At 75.7% G+C, this 16,647-nt stretch carries 13 protein-coding genes; 10 read left to right on the top strand and 3 right to left on the bottom strand.

The window, feature by feature from the left end; genetic code table 11:
- The first annotated feature begins 170 nt into the window (after positions 1 to 170).
- The 7 genes from ACPXCB_RS04415 to ACPXCB_RS04385 all read left to right on the top strand — a co-directional run bounded on the left by ACPXCB_RS04415 (position 171) and on the right by ACPXCB_RS04385 (position 8,962).
- Positions 171 to 2,819, top strand: a complete 2,649-nt coding sequence (locus ACPXCB_RS04415; RefSeq protein ID WP_425872427.1) for a nitrate- and nitrite sensing domain-containing protein — start codon at positions 171 to 173, stop codon at positions 2,817 to 2,819.
- Entirely contained in the window at positions 2,819 to 3,238 is a 420-nt protein-coding gene (locus ACPXCB_RS04410; protein ID WP_425872425.1) for a roadblock/LC7 domain-containing protein, read from the top strand. Before ACPXCB_RS04415 ends, ACPXCB_RS04410 begins: the two co-directional genes overlap by 1 nt.
- Positions 3,228 to 3,617 carry a DUF742 domain-containing protein gene (locus ACPXCB_RS04405; protein ID WP_151453306.1) on the top strand — a complete coding sequence of 130 codons (390 nt, stop codon included), beginning with the start codon at positions 3,228 to 3,230 and terminating at the stop codon, positions 3,615 to 3,617. Before ACPXCB_RS04410 ends, ACPXCB_RS04405 begins: the two co-directional genes overlap by 11 nt.
- Positions 3,598 to 4,200, top strand: a complete 603-nt coding sequence (locus ACPXCB_RS04400; protein ID WP_425872423.1) for a GTP-binding protein — start codon at positions 3,598 to 3,600, stop codon at positions 4,198 to 4,200. Before ACPXCB_RS04405 ends, ACPXCB_RS04400 begins: the two co-directional genes overlap by 20 nt.
- A gap of 125 nt (positions 4,201 to 4,325) precedes the next feature.
- Entirely contained in the window at positions 4,326 to 5,363 is a 1,038-nt protein-coding gene (locus ACPXCB_RS04395; protein WP_425872421.1) for a lactonase family protein, read from the top strand.
- Positions 5,364 to 5,506: 143 nt separating this feature from the next.
- Positions 5,507 to 7,267, top strand: a complete 1,761-nt coding sequence (locus ACPXCB_RS04390) for a VWA domain-containing protein (protein ID WP_425872419.1) — start codon at positions 5,507 to 5,509, stop codon at positions 7,265 to 7,267.
- Positions 7,268 to 7,480: 213 nt separating this feature from the next.
- Complete coding sequence (locus tag ACPXCB_RS04385) at positions 7,481 to 8,962, top strand: sugar transferase (RefSeq protein ID WP_425872417.1); 1,482 nt, start codon at positions 7,481 to 7,483, stop codon at positions 8,960 to 8,962.
- Between the two features lie 13 nt (positions 8,963 to 8,975).
- Here the strand turns inward: ACPXCB_RS04385 and ACPXCB_RS04380 are convergent, their stop codons facing one another.
- Positions 8,976 to 10,106: a PP2C family protein-serine/threonine phosphatase gene (locus ACPXCB_RS04380; protein ID WP_425872415.1), complete on the bottom strand. Its 1,131-nt coding sequence runs from the start codon at positions 10,104 to 10,106 to the stop codon at positions 8,976 to 8,978.
- A 96-nt stretch (positions 10,107 to 10,202) separates the two neighbouring features.
- Between ACPXCB_RS04380 and ACPXCB_RS04375 the strand changes: the two genes are divergently transcribed.
- The gene (locus tag ACPXCB_RS04375; protein WP_425872413.1) at positions 10,203 to 10,736 is read left to right on the top strand and encodes a MarR family winged helix-turn-helix transcriptional regulator; all 534 of its coding nucleotides are present in this window, start codon (positions 10,203 to 10,205) and stop codon (positions 10,734 to 10,736) included.
- 94 nt (positions 10,737 to 10,830) lie between these two features.
- Here ACPXCB_RS04375 and ACPXCB_RS04370 read toward each other — a convergent pair whose 3' ends face one another.
- A complete protein-coding gene (locus ACPXCB_RS04370; RefSeq protein WP_425872411.1) occupies positions 10,831 to 12,501 on the bottom strand; it encodes a PP2C family protein-serine/threonine phosphatase in 1,671 nt (556 codons plus the stop codon).
- 126 nt (positions 12,502 to 12,627) lie between these two features.
- A complete protein-coding gene (locus ACPXCB_RS04365) occupies positions 12,628 to 13,893 on the bottom strand; it encodes an ROK family protein (RefSeq protein WP_425872878.1) in 1,266 nt (421 codons plus the stop codon).
- A 49-nt stretch (positions 13,894 to 13,942) separates the two neighbouring features.
- Here ACPXCB_RS04365 and xylA point away from each other — a divergent pair, with 49 nt between their 5' ends.
- Positions 13,943 to 15,130, top strand: coding sequence for a xylose isomerase (gene xylA / locus ACPXCB_RS04360; RefSeq protein WP_425872409.1), 1,188 nt, complete (start codon positions 13,943 to 13,945; stop codon positions 15,128 to 15,130).
- Between the two features lie 8 nt (positions 15,131 to 15,138).
- Positions 15,139 to 16,632: a xylulokinase gene (xylB, locus tag ACPXCB_RS04355; RefSeq protein WP_425872407.1), complete on the top strand. Its 1,494-nt coding sequence runs from the start codon at positions 15,139 to 15,141 to the stop codon at positions 16,630 to 16,632.
- The last annotated feature ends 15 nt before the right edge of the window (positions 16,633 to 16,647 follow it).

The following is a 16,647-nucleotide window of genomic DNA, read 5'->3' as shown; positions in this document are numbered from 1 at the left end:
TTCGTCCGGTAGGCCCGGCGCGACGGACGGTAGTGCATCGGGCGAGGATTACGTATCCTGCCCAAGGCGTCAGCCGGACCTGCCCGGCACCGCGGGCCGGAACAGTCCGACCGCGACGCTGCCCGGCCGGCGCCGGCGCCCCCGCAGCCACACTTCCGGGCGAGGTCTGATTGAACACCCGCGACTGGCCGATCCGCTCGAAGCTGACCGCATTGGTCGTCGTGCCGGTGACCGCGTTGCTGGCACTGTGGATCTTCGCGACCACGCTCACCTTCGGGCCCGCCCTCGATCTCCTCGCCGCCCGGACGCTCCTCTACGACCTCGGCCGTCCCGGCGAGACGGTGGTGGCCGAGCTGCAACGGGAACGCCGGCTCTCGGTGGTGCAGTTGGCGGGCGACAGCGACGCGCCGGGGCTCGCCGAGCAGCGGCAGCGGACCGACCGGGCGATCGCGGAGCTGCGCCGGCGGGTCGGCGGGGAGGAGCTGCGCGACGCCGCCGACGACATCCTCGACGCCCGGCTCGACCAGCTGGTCACCGCGCTGGACGCGCTGCCCGCCGGGCGGGGGTTCATCGACCGGCGGGCGGTGGACCGGGCCGGCGCGGTCGGGCTCTACAGCGGAATGATCAATTCGGCCTTCCAGGCGTTCTCCGCGATGGCCAACCTGCCCGACCGGGACCTCAACCGGCAGGCCCTGGCCGTCACCGGGCTCGGCCGGTCCCGGGAGCTGCTCGGGCAGACCGACGCCCTGCTCGCCGGGGCGTTCACCGCCGGCCGGTTCGCCGACGGCGAGCACCTCCAGCTGGTGCAGACCGTCAGCAACCAGCGGTTCCTCGCCGAGACGGCGGTCGCCGACCTGCCGGACGCCGAGCGCGCCGCGTTCCAGCGGCTGACCGAGGGGCCGGCCTTCGGCCGGTTGCGGACCATGCAGGACGAGCTGGTGGGCGCGGGCTCCGCCACCCGGCCGACCGTGGACCCGGGGGCCTGGCAGGAGAACTACCAGGCGGTGCAGCAGGCGCTGCGGGAGTTCGAGCTGGCGCAGGCCGACGGGCTCGCCGACCGGTCGGTGCCGTCGGCCGTGCGCATCCTGGTCCGCCTCGGCGCCGCCGGGCTGCTGGGCCTGGCCGCCGTCGTGGTCTCGGTCCTCGTGTCGCTGCGGGTCGGCCGCCACCTCGCGGACCGGCTCTCCGGCGTACGCACGGCCGCGCTGGAGACGGCCGAGCGCCGGCTGCCCGAGGTGGTGGCCCGGCTGCGCCGGGGCGAGCAGGTCGACGTCGCCCGGGAGGCGCCCCCGCTGGAGTACGGCGGCGACGAGATCGGCCAGGTGGCGCGGGCGTTCACCGCGGTGCAGCGCACCGCCGTGCAGTCGGCCGTCGACGAGGTGACCCTGCGCCGGGGGCTCAACGAGGTGTTCCTCAACATCGCCCGGCGCAGCCAGGGGCTGGTGCACCGGCAGCTCGCGCTGCTCGACCGGATGGAGCGGCACACCGAGGACCCGGACGAGCTGGCGGAGCTGTTCCGCGTCGACCACCTCGCCACCCGGCTGCGGCGGCACGCCGAGGACCTGGTCATCCTGGCCGGCGCGGCCCCCGGGCGGGGCTGGCGCAACCCGGTCGCGACGGTCGACCTGGTCCGGGGCGCGATCTCCGAGGTCGAGTCGTACGACCGGGTCGACATCACCACCGTGGCACCCGCCGGCGTGCTGGGCCGGGCCGTCGGCGACGTGATCCACCTGCTCGCCGAGCTGATCGAGAACGCCACCGCGTTCTCGCCGCCGAAGACCCGGGTGGAGGTCTCCGGGCAGCACGTGGCGAACGGCTACGCGGTGGAGGTCACCGACAAGGGCCTGGGCATGTCCGCCGCCGCGCTGGAGGACACGAACCGGCGGCTGGCCCGCTCGCCCGACTTCGAGCCGTCCGAGACCGCCCGCCTCGGACACTTCGTGGTGGCCCGCCTGGCCGCCCGGCACGGGGTCCGGGTGCGGCTGCGCCCGTCCGACGGCGGTGGGCTGACCGCCGTGGTGCTCATCCCCGCCGACCTGGTCACCGACGAGCCCTCCCTGCCCCCGACCGGCGGTCCGCCGGTGGCGCCCCGACCCGCCTCGACGTCGGAGGAGCGGCGGCTCGCCCGGGCGAGCCGGCTGGGCACGCTGCCCCGCCGGGCCCGTTCCACCGGGCCCGCCACGGCACGCTCCACCGGGGCTCCGGCCTCCTCCCGCGCCGCGCACGCCGGCACGGGCCCCGCGCGGCCGGCCCCGGCCGGCGTACCGTCCGCGGGCCTGCGGGACGGCGCGGCCCCCGCTGGTCCGGCCCCGGACGGGGCGACCTTCGGTGGTCCGGCCCCGGACGGCGCGGTCTCCGGTGGTCCGGCCCCGGACGGCGCGGCCCCCGGTTCGGCCCCGGGTGGGGCGGCTGCCGGCGGCCCCGCCCCGGTCGAGGCCGTCGGGGAGGTCGACGGGCTGCCCCGTCGGGTACGCCGGCGGCCTCCGGCGGTCCGGCCCCGGCACCCGGGCCCGGACACGACCGGGGAGCACTCGTCCGGTGGGGACGCCTCGGGGCGGCGGTCCGCGCTGGACGGTCCGACGCTGCGGCAACCGATGATCGCCGCCCCCGCCCCGCGCAGCCCGGAGGAGGCGCGGCGGATCATGTCCGCCCTGCAGGCCGGCACCGCCCGTGGCCGCTCGGCGGCCACCGGGGCGACTCCGCGACAGGCCGCGCCCGCCGCCGACCAGCCGGGCCCGCCGCGTGCAGACCCGAGCCCGACGCCGGCCGAGCAGCCGGTGGACACCGAACCCAGGACCGCGACTGAGAGGGACGCCTGATGCATCCGACAAGGCAGAGCGCCGATCTCGACTGGTTGCTCGACGAGCTGGTGGAACGGGTGCCGCCCGCCCGACAGGCGGTGGTGCTCTCGGCGGACGGGCTGCTGATCGGCTCCTCCGCCGGGATGGACCGTGCCGACGCCGAGCACCTGTCCGCGCTGGCGTCCGGCTTCTCCAGCCTGGCCCGGGGCGCGAGCCGGCAGGTGGCCGGCGGGGCGGTCCGGCAGACGGTGGTGGAGATGGAGTCCGCGTACCTCTTCGTCACCGCGGCCGGGCAGGGCGCCTGCCTGGCCGTGGTCGCCGACGCGGACGCGGACATCGGCCTCGTGGCGTACGAGATGGCGATGCTCGTCACCCGGGTCGGCGAGTATCTCAGCGCCCCCGCCCGGACGACGGCGGGGACCGCCGATGCGGGCTGATTCGCCCGGGCCGCAGCACGAGTGGCTGGACGACGACGCCGGCCCCGTCGTGCGGCCCTACACCCTCACCGGCGGCCGGGTCCGCTCGGGCGCGGTCGGCTTCGACCTGGTCGCGTACGTGCTGGCCGAGGCGGCCGCCGACCCGACCGTCCACCCGGAGCTGCACCCCGAGCACCGGCGCCTGGTGGAGCTGGCCGCCCGACCGGTCCCCGTCGCGGAGCTCGCGGTCGACCTCGACCTCGCGGTGGGCGTGGTCCGCGTGCTCCTCGGCGACCTGCTGTCGCGCGGGCTGGTCGCGGTGCACCAGCCGACGGCCGCCGCATACCTGCCCGACGACGACATCCTCAAGGCGGTGGTCAGTGGACTCCGTGCGCTATGACCGGACCGGATCCGACTCCCGGATCCCGCTCGCGTTGAAGATCCTGATCGCCGGGGGGTTCGGCGCCGGCAAGACGACGCTGGTGAGCGCGCTCAGCGAGGTCCGGCCGTTGCAGACCGAGGAGGTGCTGACCGGTGCTGGCATCGGCACCGACGACCTCTCCGGCGTCGAGGCGAAGTCGACCACCACGGTGGCGATGGACTTCGGCCGGATCACGATCAACGACGACCTCCAGGTCTATCTCTTCGGCACCCCCGGCCAGGACCGGTTCTGGTTCCTCTGGGACGAGCTGGCGTTCGGCGCGCTCGGGGCCGTGGTGCTCGCCGACACCCGCCGGCTGGCCGACTGCTTCCCGTCGATCGACTACTTCGAGCAGCGGGGCGTCCCGTTCGTGGTGGGGGTGAACTGCTTCGACGACGCCCGCCGGTTCAGCCTGGAGTCCGTACGCCAGGCGCTGGACCTCGACCCCGACGTGCCGCTGGTGCTCTGCGACGCGCGGGACCGGCAGTCCGGCAAGGAGGTGCTGATCGCGCTGGTCGAGCACGTGGCCCGGCAGCGCGGCGAGCCCGTGCCGGCGGCCTGAGCCGGCGGCCCGGCGGGCGTCTGCCGGCGGGCCGCCACGATTCGGCGGGGGTTTCGGGGCTAAGCGGGCGGCCCAGTGGGAACGCTGGTGGGATCGACGGAGGAATTCGGCGGAAGGCGGACGCGGTGACAGGTCAGGGCGAGATCGTCCACATCGGCGGCTACACGGCGCACAGCGGGGGCCGGGCCGCGGGCATCGTCGCGGCGCGGCGGGACCCCGGCTCCGGTGAGCTGACCCCGCTCGGCACCGTCGCGGTCACCCCCTCGCCCTCCTTCCTGGCTCGGCACCCGCGGCTGCCCGTGCTGTACGCGGTGAACGAGCTGCCCGACGGTCAGGTCAGCGCCTTCCGCGTCGGCGCCGGCGGCGAGCTGACCCCGCTCGGCACCCGACCCACCGGGGGCGCGGAGCCCTGCCACCTGGCGGTCGTCCCGGACGGCGGCCACCTCGTGGTGGCCAACTACGGCGGCGGCAGCGTGACCGTGTTCCCGCTCGACCCCGACGGGGTGCCCGGCGAGCGCAGCGACCTGGTGCAGCACGAGGGGCACGGGCCGGACCGGGAGCGCCAGGAACGCGCGCACGCCCACATGGTGAACCCCGACCCGGGCCGGGGCCCGCTGCTCGCGGTCGACCTGGGCACCGACTCGATCTACCGCTACGACCTGGACGCGGCCTCCGGCCGGCTGGTACCCCGGGCACCCCGGGTGCGCACGGCCGCCGGCGTCGGTCCCCGGCACCTGGCCCGGCATCCGGACGGGCGGCGCTGCTGGGTGGCGGGGGAGCTGGACGGTTCGGTCACCGCCTACGAGCTGACCGGCGACGGCGCGCTGCACCAGCGGGGCCGCGTCGAGGCCAGCGACCGCACCGGGCCCGTCCAGCCGTCGGAGATCGCGGTCGGCCCGGACGGACGCTTCCTCTACGTCGCCAACCGGGGAGTGGGCACCGTCGCGGTCTTCGCCGTCGCCGGCGAGCTGCCGGAGCTGGTCGCCGAGGTGGACACGGGCGGGGAGTGGCCGCGGCACTTCGCCCTGGCCGGGGAGCACCTCTACGTCGCCGACGAGCGGGCCGACATGATCCGGGTCTTCCGGGTGGACGCGGGCACCGGCGTCCCGGCTCCGGTCGGGGAGCCGGTGGCTGTGACGTCCCCCACCTGCGTGCTGCCCTGACCAGCCAACATCTCCGCGACATCGACACGACGGGGCGACGTCGTCACCCACCGTGACAATTTGGTGATCAACTATTTCTCCTGCGTAACTTTCGTCCGAACGGCCCGTGGCAGTCGTCCCGACAGGTCCGCAAGATGGTCACCGTGTCAGCAGGCCGCCATCGCATGCGTACGAATCTCCACGCAGCCACCGCCGCCGCTGCCGTGGGCGTCCTCGCCGTCACGGCCGGCGGCTGGTTCGGCTACCAGCAGCTGGCGCAACCGAACTGCTCCGGCCGGACCGAGCTGTCCGTCGCCGTCGCGGCCGAGCTCGCCCCCGCGGTCGACGCCGCCGCCGCGCGGTGGGTGAGGGACGGTGCCGCGGTGGGCGGCACCTGTATCGCGGTGAACGTCACGGCGGCCGATCCGGTCGACGTGGCCGCGACGGTCGCCGCCAAGCACGGCGTCACCCTGGCCGGCGTGGGGCAGGCCAGCGGCACCTCGGTCAGCCCGGACGTCTGGGTGCCCGACTCCTCCACGTGGCTGCTGCGGCTCAAGACCGGTGGCGCCACCGCCTTCGAGCCGGGCAACGGGGCGTCCATCGCCCGCAGCCCGGTGGTCGTGGCGATGCCGGTGCCGATCGCCACGCGGCTCGGCTGGCCGCAGAAGAAGTTCAGCTGGACCCAGCTCCTGCAACAGGTGCAGAGCGACAAGCCGTTGCGCACCGGGATCGTCGAGCCGACCCGCGACGCCGCCGGCCTGTCCGGCCTGCTCTCGCTGACGGCCGCCGCCAGCGCCTCCGGCGGCCCCGACGCGGAGAAGGAGAAGGTGGCCGCGCTGCGGGCGCTCGCCACCGACCGCTCGGCGCTGCGGCCGGACCTGCTCGCCCGCTTCCCCACCGCCTCGGATCCCACGACGATCGCGAGCAGCCTGGGTGCGGCGGCGCTCTCGGAAGAGGACGTGATCCAGTACAACAGCAAGAAGCCGCCGGTGCCGCTGGCCGCGCTCTACCTGGAGCCGGCGCCCGCGCCGCTGGACTACCCGTACGCGGTGCTGCCCGGCATCGAGCCGGCCAAGGCGGCGGCGGCGAGGGTGCTCTACGAGGTGCTCGTCACCGACGACTTCCGTGACCAGTTGGCGAGCCGGTCGCTGCGCGCGCCGGACGGCAACTGGGGCGCGGGCTTCGACGCGCCGCAGGGCGCGCCCAGCCCGGCCGGCGGCGCACCCGCCCCGCCGGCCAACGGCGGCGGATCGGCTCCGGGCGGGCTCGACCCGCAGGCCATGGAGCGCGCCGTCTCCAGCTGGTCGATCGCCACCCAGTCCGGCCGGATGCTCGCCGTCATCGACGTCTCCGGGTCGATGAAGGAGAAGGTGGCCAACGCCGGCAACGCGACCCGGCAGCAGGTCACCGTCGAGGCGGCCCGGCGCGGGCTGAACCTCTTCGACGACTCCTGGTCGATCGGTCTCTGGACGTTCTCCACGCAGCTGGTGGGCGCCCGCGACCATCGGGAGCTGCTCACCATCGGGCCGCTGTCCCGTCAGCGCGGCAAGCTGGAGCAGTCCCTGGGCTCGATCCGCTCGTCGGACGGCGACACCGGCCTCTACGACACCGTGCTGGCGGCGTACCAAGAGGTGCAGGACAACTGGGAGCCCGGCCGGGTCAACTCGATCGTGCTGTTCACCGACGGCAAGAACGAGGACTCCGACGGCATCACGCAGCAGAAGCTGCTGGCCGAGCTGAACAAGCTCAAGGACCCGGAGCGGCCGGTGCAGGTCGTGATCATCGGTATCGGCAGCGACGTGAGCAAGGCCGAGCTGAAGTCGATCACCGACGTCACCGGCGGAGGCGCCTTCGTCACCGAGGACCCGACCAAGATCGGCGACATCTTCCTCAAGGCGATCGCGCTGCGCAAGGCTCCGGCCTGAGCCGCAACGCAGCGCGGGGCGGACCCGCCGCACGGGATCCGGTGCCGTGGGCCCTTTCCCCGCAAGGGGTTGCTCGGGGAAAGTAGTGACGGTTATGCGTCCGAAGCAATCGGCGAGCGGGGTTGTCGGGGCACGATGTCCTGGTGCCCCTACGGCCGGCCCGCGAACCGGGCCCGGCGTACGGGCCGTCGGCGACCGAAGTGGGGAGGGCCGGTGACCTCAGCGACGCTGTTGACCCCCGCCAGCACGTCGTCGAGATCGGACGAACCACGGCCAGGGCCGGCCCGCACCCGCGAGCGTGCCTACGTCCGCTCCCTGGTGGTGCTGGACACCACCGTCCTGACCATCGCCGTGCTCGTCGGGTACGTCGCCCGGTTCGGCGACGACGCCCCCGGCGGATCGAAGATCCCGTACGTCCTGGTCGCCCCCGGGCTGGTCCTCGCCTGGCTGGTCTCGCTGCGGGTGCTGCGCTGCTACGACGACCGCGTCCTCGGCTACGGCGCCGACGAGTACCGGCGGGTCGGCACCGCCAGCCTGCGCCTCGCCGGCGGCATCGCGATCGCCGGCTACATCGCCGACGTGGGCGTCTCCCGGGGCTTCCTCGGCATCTCGTTCGCCGTCGGCATGCTCGGCCTGGAAGTGGCCCGGTTCGCCGCCCGCAAGCGGCTGCACCGGGCGCGCTCCGAGGGCGCCGGCTGGTCGCGCAAGGTGCTGGTGGTCGGCGACACCGCGCACGTGCTGGAGCTGGTGCACACCCTGCGGCGCGAGCCGTACGCGGGCTACCAGGTGGTCGGGGCCTGCATCCCGGACGCCCTGCTCGCCCCGGTCGCGCAGCGGCTGGGCGACGTGCCGGTGGTCGGCTCGTTCCGGGGCATCCCCGAGGCGGCCACCGCCATCGGCGCGGACACCGTCGCGGTGACCGCCTCCGGCGAGCTGACCGCCACCCGCCTGCGCCGGCTGGGCTGGCAGCTGGAGGGCACCGGCATCGACCTGGTGGTGGCCCCGGCGCTGACCGACGTCGCCGGCCCGCGCATCCACACCCGGCCGGTCGCCGGCCTGCCGCTGATCCACGTCGAGGCGCCCGAGTTCCGCGGGGCCCGCAAGCTGGTCAAGGGCTTCGTCGACCGGGCCGTCTCGTCGGTCGCGCTGACGCTGCTGCTGCCGCTGCTGGCCGTCGTCGCGCTGGCGATCAAGGTCGACAGCCGGGGGCCGGTGCTGTTCCGGCAGACCCGGGTCGGGCAGGGCGGGCGGGAGTTCGGCGTCTACAAGTTCCGCACCATGGTGGTCAACGCCGACGCCCTGCTGGCCGCGCTGGCCGCCCGCAACGAGACCGACGGCCTGATGTTCAAGATGCGCGACGATCCTCGGGTGACCCGCGTCGGGCGGCTGCTGCGCAAGTGGTCGCTGGACGAGCTGCCGCAGCTGGTCAACGTCCTGCTCGGGCACATGAGCCTGGTCGGTCCCCGCCCGCCGCTGCCCTCGGAGGTGGCCCGCTACGACGGCGACGTGGCCCGCCGGCTGCTGGTCAAGCCGGGCATGACCGGGCTCTGGCAGGTGAGCGGCCGCTCCGACCTGAGCTGGGAGGACGGCATTCGGCTCGACCTCTACTACGTGGAGAACTGGTCCCTCGCGGCCGATCTGACGATCCTCTGGAAGACCTTCGGCGCGGTGGTCAACAGCCGCGGGGCGTACTGAGCGGCCCGGACGCTCAGTCCTGCGGGCCCGTCCAGTCCAGGCACACCACCACCGCGTCGTCGGTCAGGTCGCTGGCGACGAACGCGCGCAGGTCGCCGATCAGCGAGCGGACGGCGTCCAGCGGCTCCATCGGTCCGGTCCGGCGCAGGAACCGGTCGAGCGCGGTCTCGCCGTACCGGACGTCCTGCCCGGTGGCCTCGATGACGCCGTCGCTGACCACGAAGAGCCGATCGTCGCGGCACAGCTCGAAGTGCTGCTCCCGGTAGTCGGTGGCCTCGAACATGCCGAGCGGGAACTGCGCTTCCAGCGGCAGCTCCCGGACCTGCCCGTCGCGCAGCAGCACGAGGCGGGGCGACCCGGCGTCGACCACGGTGAGGTGCCCCGAGCGCAGGTCCAGCTCCATCAGCAGCACCGCGAGGTGCTGGTCCCCCCGGTGCAGGTCGTAGACCGCCTGGTCGGCGAGGGCCGCCTGGTCGGCGAGGGTGAGCCCGGACCGGCGGGCGTTGCGTAGCGCGTGGGTGGTGAGCGAGGTGAGCATGGCGGCGGCCACCCCCTCACCGGTGCCGTTGATGGTCGCCAACCAGACCCGGCTGCCGTCGTCGGACCAGTCGAAGCTGTCGCCGCGCACCGCGTACGCCGGTTCCAGCTGCCCGGCGAGGCTGAACGACGGGCGGGTCCGGCTGCGGCCGGGAAGCAGCTCCCACTGCATCTCGGCGGCGAGGGTGAGCCGCCTGCTACGCCGCGCGGTCTGGTACACGTCCGTGCCGTCGGTGACCGCGGCGATCTCGTGGGCGAGCGCGGTGGCGATCTCCGTCAACTCGTCGAGGGCGGCCGGCCGGGCCGGCGAGGGGGTCACCACCAGCACGCCGCGGCGTTCCCCGCGCATGGACACCGGGAGGTATCCGGTGCCGTCGGCGACGATCGGGGTCTGGTGGTCGAAGCAGCGCCAGGCGGGATGCCCCGGCGCGGTGACGGGCTCGTCCCCGACGAGCGGCAGCAGCGCCGCGAGCCGGTAGTCGACCTGGAGCAGTTCCACGCGGGCGATCCCGTAGTCCGCGGCCACGACGTCGGCGATCCGGTCCAGCAGCAGGTCGGCGGGCGCCTCGTTGAGGGCGCGCCGTGCCCGGTTGACCGGTTCGCTCATCATCGCTCCTTCGTCACGGGCCCAGGCTTGGGGATTCGGAGTAGTCTCGGCCCCACCATGGCGGAACTGCACGGTCCCTCCGGACCCGAGACGAGTATGGCGGTCGAGCTCGACGCGGTGGCCGATGCCCTGCTGACGGTCTGGGAGGCCGCGCGGGAGCGGACGACCAGCCGGGTCTCCGGCGCGCAGTTGCGCGCGATCATGCTGGTCGAGCAGCACGAGGGGATCAACCTCCGCCGCCTGGCCACCGGGCTCGACATGCTGCTCTCCTCCGCCAGCCGGCTCTGCGACCGCCTGGTCGCGGCGGGCATGCTGGAACGGGAGCCCGGCCGGTTCGACCGGCGGGAGATCTCGCTGCACCTCACCCCGGAGTCCCGCCGGCTCCTCGCCGAGCTGCGGGACGACCGGCGCCAGCAGCTCGCGGCGATCCTCGCCGACATGACCGCCGAGGGGCGGCAGGCCCTGCTGCGGGGCATGCGGGAGTTCGACGAGGCGGCGCGGCACCGGAACGCCTCCGTGCAGTCCGTCGAGGCGGCCGGCCCCTGGCCGGCGGTGCCGCGGGAGCGCCCGGTCGGCCTACCGGCACAGGAACGGCCGGGGAACGGGCCGCGGGTGGCCAGGACGGCCTGATCCGGCCGGAGTGGGCACGGGTTCCCGGGTCGACGGGGTCCGCCGAAGGATCGGGCGCGGCCGGCGGGCGTCCCGGCCGCGACGGTTCGGCCGGTCAGGGCGCTGCCGCCGCGACGGCCAGCATCGCGATGTCGTCCTGGCTCTGCCCGTCGAGCCACTCGTCGACGGCATCGAGGAGCCGGTCGACCAGCGCGGCCGGGGCCAGCCCGGCGGCCGAGGCCAGCGCCGCGCGCAGCCGTTCCTCGCCGAACATCTCCTGGCCGCCGGGGCCGCCGCGCGCCTCCACGACCCCGTCGGTGTACGCGAGCAGCAGCTCGCCGGGGCCGAGGCACAGCTCTGCCTCGGCGAACCGGGCGGCGGCCAGCGCACCCACCGGCATCCCGCCGACCGCGATCGGGGCGACCCCACCGTCGGCCCGGACCAGCAGCGGGGACGGGTGGCCGCCGCCGGCGATCCGGACGGTGCACCCGCCGCCGGGCGCGGCGTGCAGGGTGCCGAGCAGCAGGGTGGTGAACTGGCTGCGGCGGGCCGCGTCCGGGGAGTCGAAGAGCGCCTGGTTGAGCAGCCGCATCAACTCCAGCGGCCGTTGCTCGACCAGGCGCAGGGTCCGCAGGGACTGGCGGACCCGGCCGGTGAGGACGGCCGCGCCGACGCCCTTGCCGGCCACGTCCCCGAGGGCGAAGATCGCGCCGCGGGGGATGGGGAAGACGTCGTAGAAGTCGCCGCCGATGCGCAGCCGGTCCCCGGCCGCCCGGTACCCGCCGGCGAGGGTGGCGCCCGGCACGGCCGGCAGGTCGGGCGGGAGCAGGCTGTTCTGCAACACCCGGGCCAGGTGGACCTGTTCGCCGTAGAGTTCGGCGGCGCCGAGGGCCGCGCCCGCGCGGGCGGCGAACTCCCGGGCCAGCTCGATGTCACGCCGGGCGAAGCCGGCCCGCCCGACGCGACGGACCAGCACCAGGGCGCCGGTGGTGCGTCCGGCGCCCCGCATGGGGCTGACCAGCACGGTGCCGGGCCGGCCGAAGTCGGGCGGAAGCACGGTGGACAGGCCGGCCGTCTCCCCGTCCGGCCACGGGGCCGGGCCGGCCGCGTGCCCGGCCAGCGCCTCGGCCAGGCCGGGCAGGGAGCCGGTCAGCGACCAGGTCGCCAGCCCGGTCGCCGGGGCGGGCTCGACCCCGTCGTACCGGATCCAGTGCGGCTGGCCCTCCGCGGGCGAGGGCGGCAGGTGCACCACCATGGCCAGGTCGGCCAGGTAGGGGACGGGCAGGGTCGTGGCGGTCCGCAGCGTCTGCTCGCGCTGGAGGGACAGCCCGAGGCGGCTGCCGGCCTGGGCGAGGAACGTCGTCCGGGACCGCTCGACGCTCAGCGCCTCGGTGCGCGCGTGTTCCTCGGTGACGTCCCGCACGTACCAGGCGTGCCGCCCGTCGGCCAGGTCGCGTCGTACGCCCCGCAGCCGGCGACCGCCGTGTTCGGCGTCGAAGCTGTCCGCCCCCGCCGCCGCCGACCGGGCCATGGCCGGTATCGGACAGGTGCGCAGGTCCATGCCGGGCACGACCTCGGGGAGGAGGGCGGTCGCCATCGCGTTGACCAGGGTCACCAGCCCCGCCCGGTCGGTCGTCACGACCGCCTCGGTGAGCCCGTCGAGCACCTCCCGGGTCAGCCGGGAGTCGACCGGGCGCGCGGGGCCGGGGGAGAGGCCGGAGCGGATGCGGGCGGGCTCCCCGCCGTCGGCCGGGCGCGTGCCACCGCCCCCGGGAACGGTGGTCACCGCCGCTCGCCGGGCGCCCCGGTCAGTCGACCTGTGCGCATGCTGGTCGTGCTCTCCTCGGATGGGGGTGGTTGCCTCGGGACAAGCGTACCGAGGCGTGGCGACGCCACCTCGGGGGAATCCGGCTCAGGTCGCCCGGGCCAGCCAGCCCGCCGGGCGCGCCAGGATCCGGCGTACCACCGAACCGGCCCCGCCGACGGCCGCGGCGGCGGCGCCGAGGGACGCCGGGCGGACGGTGACCGGCGACCAGGCCGCGGTGAGCACCCGCCGGGAGATCTCGGTGAGCACCGGCGGGCGCAGCCACGGCGCCAGCGGGGCGTACCCGCCGCCGAGCACCACGGTGTCCAGGTCCAGCAGGTTCACCACGCCGGCGACGGCGACCCCCAGGGCGGTGCCGGCCTCGGCCAGGGCCCGCAGCGCGCCCGGGTCGCCGGCCCCGGCCAGCTCGGCCAGCCGGGTGGTCGCGGTGTCCGCCGGCAGGTCCGCGCCGGCGAGGCCGGCCGCGGCGAGGATCGCCTCCTGACCGGTGTACGTCTCCAGGCAGCCCCGCCCGCCGCACCGGCAGGGCGGGCCGTCGGGCCGGATCGGGAGGTGGCCGATCTCCCCGCTCCAGCCGCGCGAGCCCCGGAACAGGGCTCCGTCGAGCACGATCCCGGCGCCGATGCCGACCTCGCCGGAGATGTGCAGGAAGCTGGCCCGGCCCGCCGGCCCGGCGTGCAGCTCGCCCAGCGCGGCGAGGTTGGCCTCGTTGTCGACCACCAGCGGCGGTACGCCGTCGACGTGTGCGGTCAGCGGCGGCCCCTCGGCGAGCAGCGCGGGGACGGGCACGTCGCGCCAGCCGAGGTTCGGGGCGAGGCGGACCTGGCCGGCGTCGTCGACCAGGCCGGGCACCGCGAGGGCCGCGCCGGCCAGGGTGAGCCCCTCGCGGGCGGCGTCGGCACGGGCGCGGGCGGCCAGGTCGGCCAGCCGGGCGAGCGCCTCGGCGGGGGAGACGGGCCGCAGGTCGGCGCGGTGCACGGTGTGGTGGCGGACCCGGCCGGCGAGGTCGACCACGCAGGCGGCCAGGTAGTCGACGTTGACCTCCAGGCCGAGCCCGGCCGGACCGTCCGTGGCGAGCACCAGGCCCCGCGAGGGCCGTCCCGCGCCGGTCCGGGGCGTCGGCTCCGACTCGGCGACCAAGCGGCCGGCGAGCAGGTCCTCCACCACGGCCGAGACGGTGGCCCGGGTGAGGCCGGTGCCGGCGGCCAGCTCGGCCCGGGAGGGCGGGCGGTCGGCGGCGGCGATCCGGCCGAGCACCACGGCGAGGTTCCACTCGCGCAGGCTGCCCTGGCGTACGGGCCCGGGCGGGGCGTCGGGTCGGGTCACCCCTTGACACTGCCACAGGCCCGCCAAATAATTCAACCACTGAACAAATAGCGGACGACACCACCGGAGGTCTGCCATGGCACCCCGTCCCACTCCCGCCGACAAGTTCTCCTTCGGCCTCTGGACGGTGGGCTGGCAGGCCCGCGACCCGTTCGGCGACGCCACCCGCCCCGAGCTGGACCCGGTCGAGGCGGTGCACCGGCTCGCCGAGCTGGGGGCGTACGGGATCACGTTCCACGACGACGACCTGGTGCCCTTCGGCGCCGACGCCGCCGCCCGCGACCAGCACGTGGCCCGCTTCCGCAAGGCGCTCGACGAGACCGGCCTGGTGGTCCCGATGGTGACCACCAACCTCTTCACCCACCCCGTCTTCAAGGACGGCGGCTTCACCAGCAACGACCGCGACGTCCGGCGCTACGCCCTGCGCAAGGTGCTGCGCAACGTGGACCTCGCCGCGGAGCTGGGCGCCCGCACCTTCGTGATGTGGGGCGGCCGGGAGGGCGCCGAGTACGACCTCGCCAAGGACGTCCGGGCCGCGCTGGACCGCTACCGGGAGGCCGTCGACCTGCTCTGCCAGTACGTCGTCGACTCCGGCTACGACCTGCGCTTCGCCATCGAGCCCAAGCCGAACGAGCCGCGCGGCGACATCCTGCTGCCCACCGTCGGGCACGCCCTGGCCTTCATCTCCACCCTGGCCCGCCCCGAGCTGGTCGGGCTCAACCCGGAGGTGGGGCACGAGCAGATGGCCGGCCTGAACTTCGCCCACGGCATCGCCCAGGCGCTCTGGCAGGGCAAGCTGTTCCACATCGACCTCAACGGCCAGCGCGGCGTCAAGTACGACCAGGACCTCGTCTTCGGCCACGGCGACCTGCTGAACGCGTTCGCCCTGGTCGACCTCCTGGAGCACGGTGGCCCCGGCGGCGGGCCCGCCTACGACGGCCCCCGGCACTTCGACTACAAGCCCTCGCGCACCGAGGACATGACCGGCGTCTGGGCGTCGGCGGAGGCGAACATGCGCACGTACCTGCTGCTCAAGGAGCGGGCGGCGGCGTTCCGGGCGGACCCGGAGGTCGCCGAGGCGCTGGCCGCGAGCCGGGTCGCCGACCTGGGTACGCCGACGCTGGCGCCGGGCGAGGGCTACGCCGACCTGATCGCCGACCGGTCCGCGTTCGAGGAGTTCGACGTCGACACCGCCGCGGCGAAGGGCTTCGGCTTCGTCCGGCTCAACCAGCTCGCCGTCGAGCACCTGCTCGGCGCCCGCTGAGGCCGGCGATGGCGATCGTCGCGGGGGTCGACTCCTCGACCCAGTCCTGCAAGGTCGTCGTCCGGGACGCGGAGACCGGCGCCCTGCTCCGGCAGGGCCGGGCGCCGCACCCGGACGGCACCGAGGTCGACCCGGCGGCGTGGTGGTCCGCGCTGGGCGCGGCGGTCGACGCCGCCGGCGGGCTGGCCGACGTGGCGGCGGTCTCCGTCGCCGGCCAGCAGCACGGCATGGTGTGCCTCGACGAGGCGGGTGACGTGGTCCGGCCGGCGCTGCTGTGGAACGACACCCGTTCCGCCGGGGCCGCCGCCGAACTGGTCGAGGAGGCCGGCGGCGGGGAGGACGGCCGCCGCTTCTGGGCGGAGGCGGTGGGCAGCGTGCCGGTCGCCAGCTTCACCGTCACCAAGCTGCGCTGGCTGGCCCGGCACGAGCCGGAGCGCGCGGCCCGGGTGGCGGCGGTCTGCCTGCCGCACGACTGGCTGACCTGGCGGCTGGCGGGCGCGCCGGGCCTGCCGGCGCTGCGCACCGACCGGGGCGACGCCAGCGGCACCGGCTACTGGTCCCCGGCCACCGGCGACTACCGCCTCGACCTGCTGGAGCGGGCGTTCGGCCGGCGGCCGCACGTGCCGACCGTGCTCGGCCCGGCGGAGCCGGCCGGCGCCGTACGCCCCGACGCCTTCCGGGTCGGCCCGGGGCTGCCCCACGGCGACCCCCTGGCCAACGGCGACCGGTTGCACGACGGGGCGGTGCTCGGCCCGGGCACCGGGGACAACGCCGCCGCCGCGCTCGGCGTCGGCGCTGGCCCGGGCGACGTGGTCGTCTCGATCGGCACCTCCGGCACCGTGTTCAGCGTCGCCGACGCCCCGGCCGCCGACCCGGGCGGCGCGGTCGCCGGCTTCGCCGACGCCACCGGCCGCTTCCTGCCCCTGGTCTGCACGCTCAACGCCGCGCGGGTGCTCGACGCCGCGGCGGCGATGCTCCGGGTCGACCTGGACGAGCTGGCCCGGCTGGCGCTCACCGCCCCCGCTGGCGCGGACGGGCTGGTCATGGTGCCCTACCTGGAGGGCGAGCGGACGCCCGACCGGCCGCTGGCGTCCGGGGCCGTGCACGGGCTGACCCTGCGCACCTCGACGGCCGCCCACCTGGCACGCGCCGCCGTCGAGGGACTGCTCTGTGCCCTCGCCGACGGGCTCGACGCGCTCACCGCCCAGGGCGCCGCCGTGCGCCGGGTGATCCTGGTCGGCGGGGGCGCCCGCTCGGCGGCGGTGCGCCGCATCGCGCCGCAGGTGCTCGGGGTGCCGGTGGTCGTCCCGCCGCCCGGCGAGTACGTCGCCGACGGCGCCGCCCGCCAGGCCGCCTGGGTCGCCCTGGGCGGCGCGGCGCCCCCCACGTGGTCCGTCCAGGGCACCGAGGAGTACGCCGCCGCCCCCGTCCCCGCCATCCGGCAGCGGTACGCCGCCGCCCGCGAGCACTTCCTCGATCGGGTCGACGCCGTGGCGGGCTAAAGGACTGTACGGGCG

Origin of the sequence: Micromonospora sp. DT62 (assembly GCF_049847285.1) — a bacterium.
GTDB lineage: Bacteria > Actinomycetota > Actinomycetes > Mycobacteriales > Micromonosporaceae > Micromonospora > Micromonospora reichwaldensis.
The sequence above is the reverse complement of the archived record's forward strand: the minus strand, read 5'-3'. Positions and strand labels throughout refer to the sequence as shown.

What these genes read in the sequence shown, in the direction of transcription:
- ACPXCB_RS04410 (WP_425872425.1), top strand. Translation starts at nt 2,819, where the DNA reads ATGCATCCGACAAGGCAGAGCGCCGATCTCGACTGGTTGCTCGACGAG.
- ACPXCB_RS04405 (WP_151453306.1), top strand. Translation starts at nt 3,228, where the DNA reads ATGCGGGCTGATTCGCCCGGGCCGCAGCACGAGTGGCTGGACGACGAC.
- ACPXCB_RS04375 (WP_425872413.1), top strand. Translation starts at nt 10,203, where the DNA reads ATGGCGGTCGAGCTCGACGCGGTGGCCGATGCCCTGCTGACGGTCTGG.
- xylA (WP_425872409.1), top strand. Translation starts at nt 13,943, where the DNA reads ATGGCACCCCGTCCCACTCCCGCCGACAAGTTCTCCTTCGGCCTCTGG.
- ACPXCB_RS04380 (WP_425872415.1), bottom strand. Translation starts at nt 10,106, where the DNA reads ATGAGCGAACCGGTCAACCGGGCACGGCGCGCCCTCAACGAGGCGCCC.
- xylB (WP_425872407.1), top strand. Translation starts at nt 15,139, where the DNA reads ATGGCGATCGTCGCGGGGGTCGACTCCTCGACCCAGTCCTGCAAGGTC.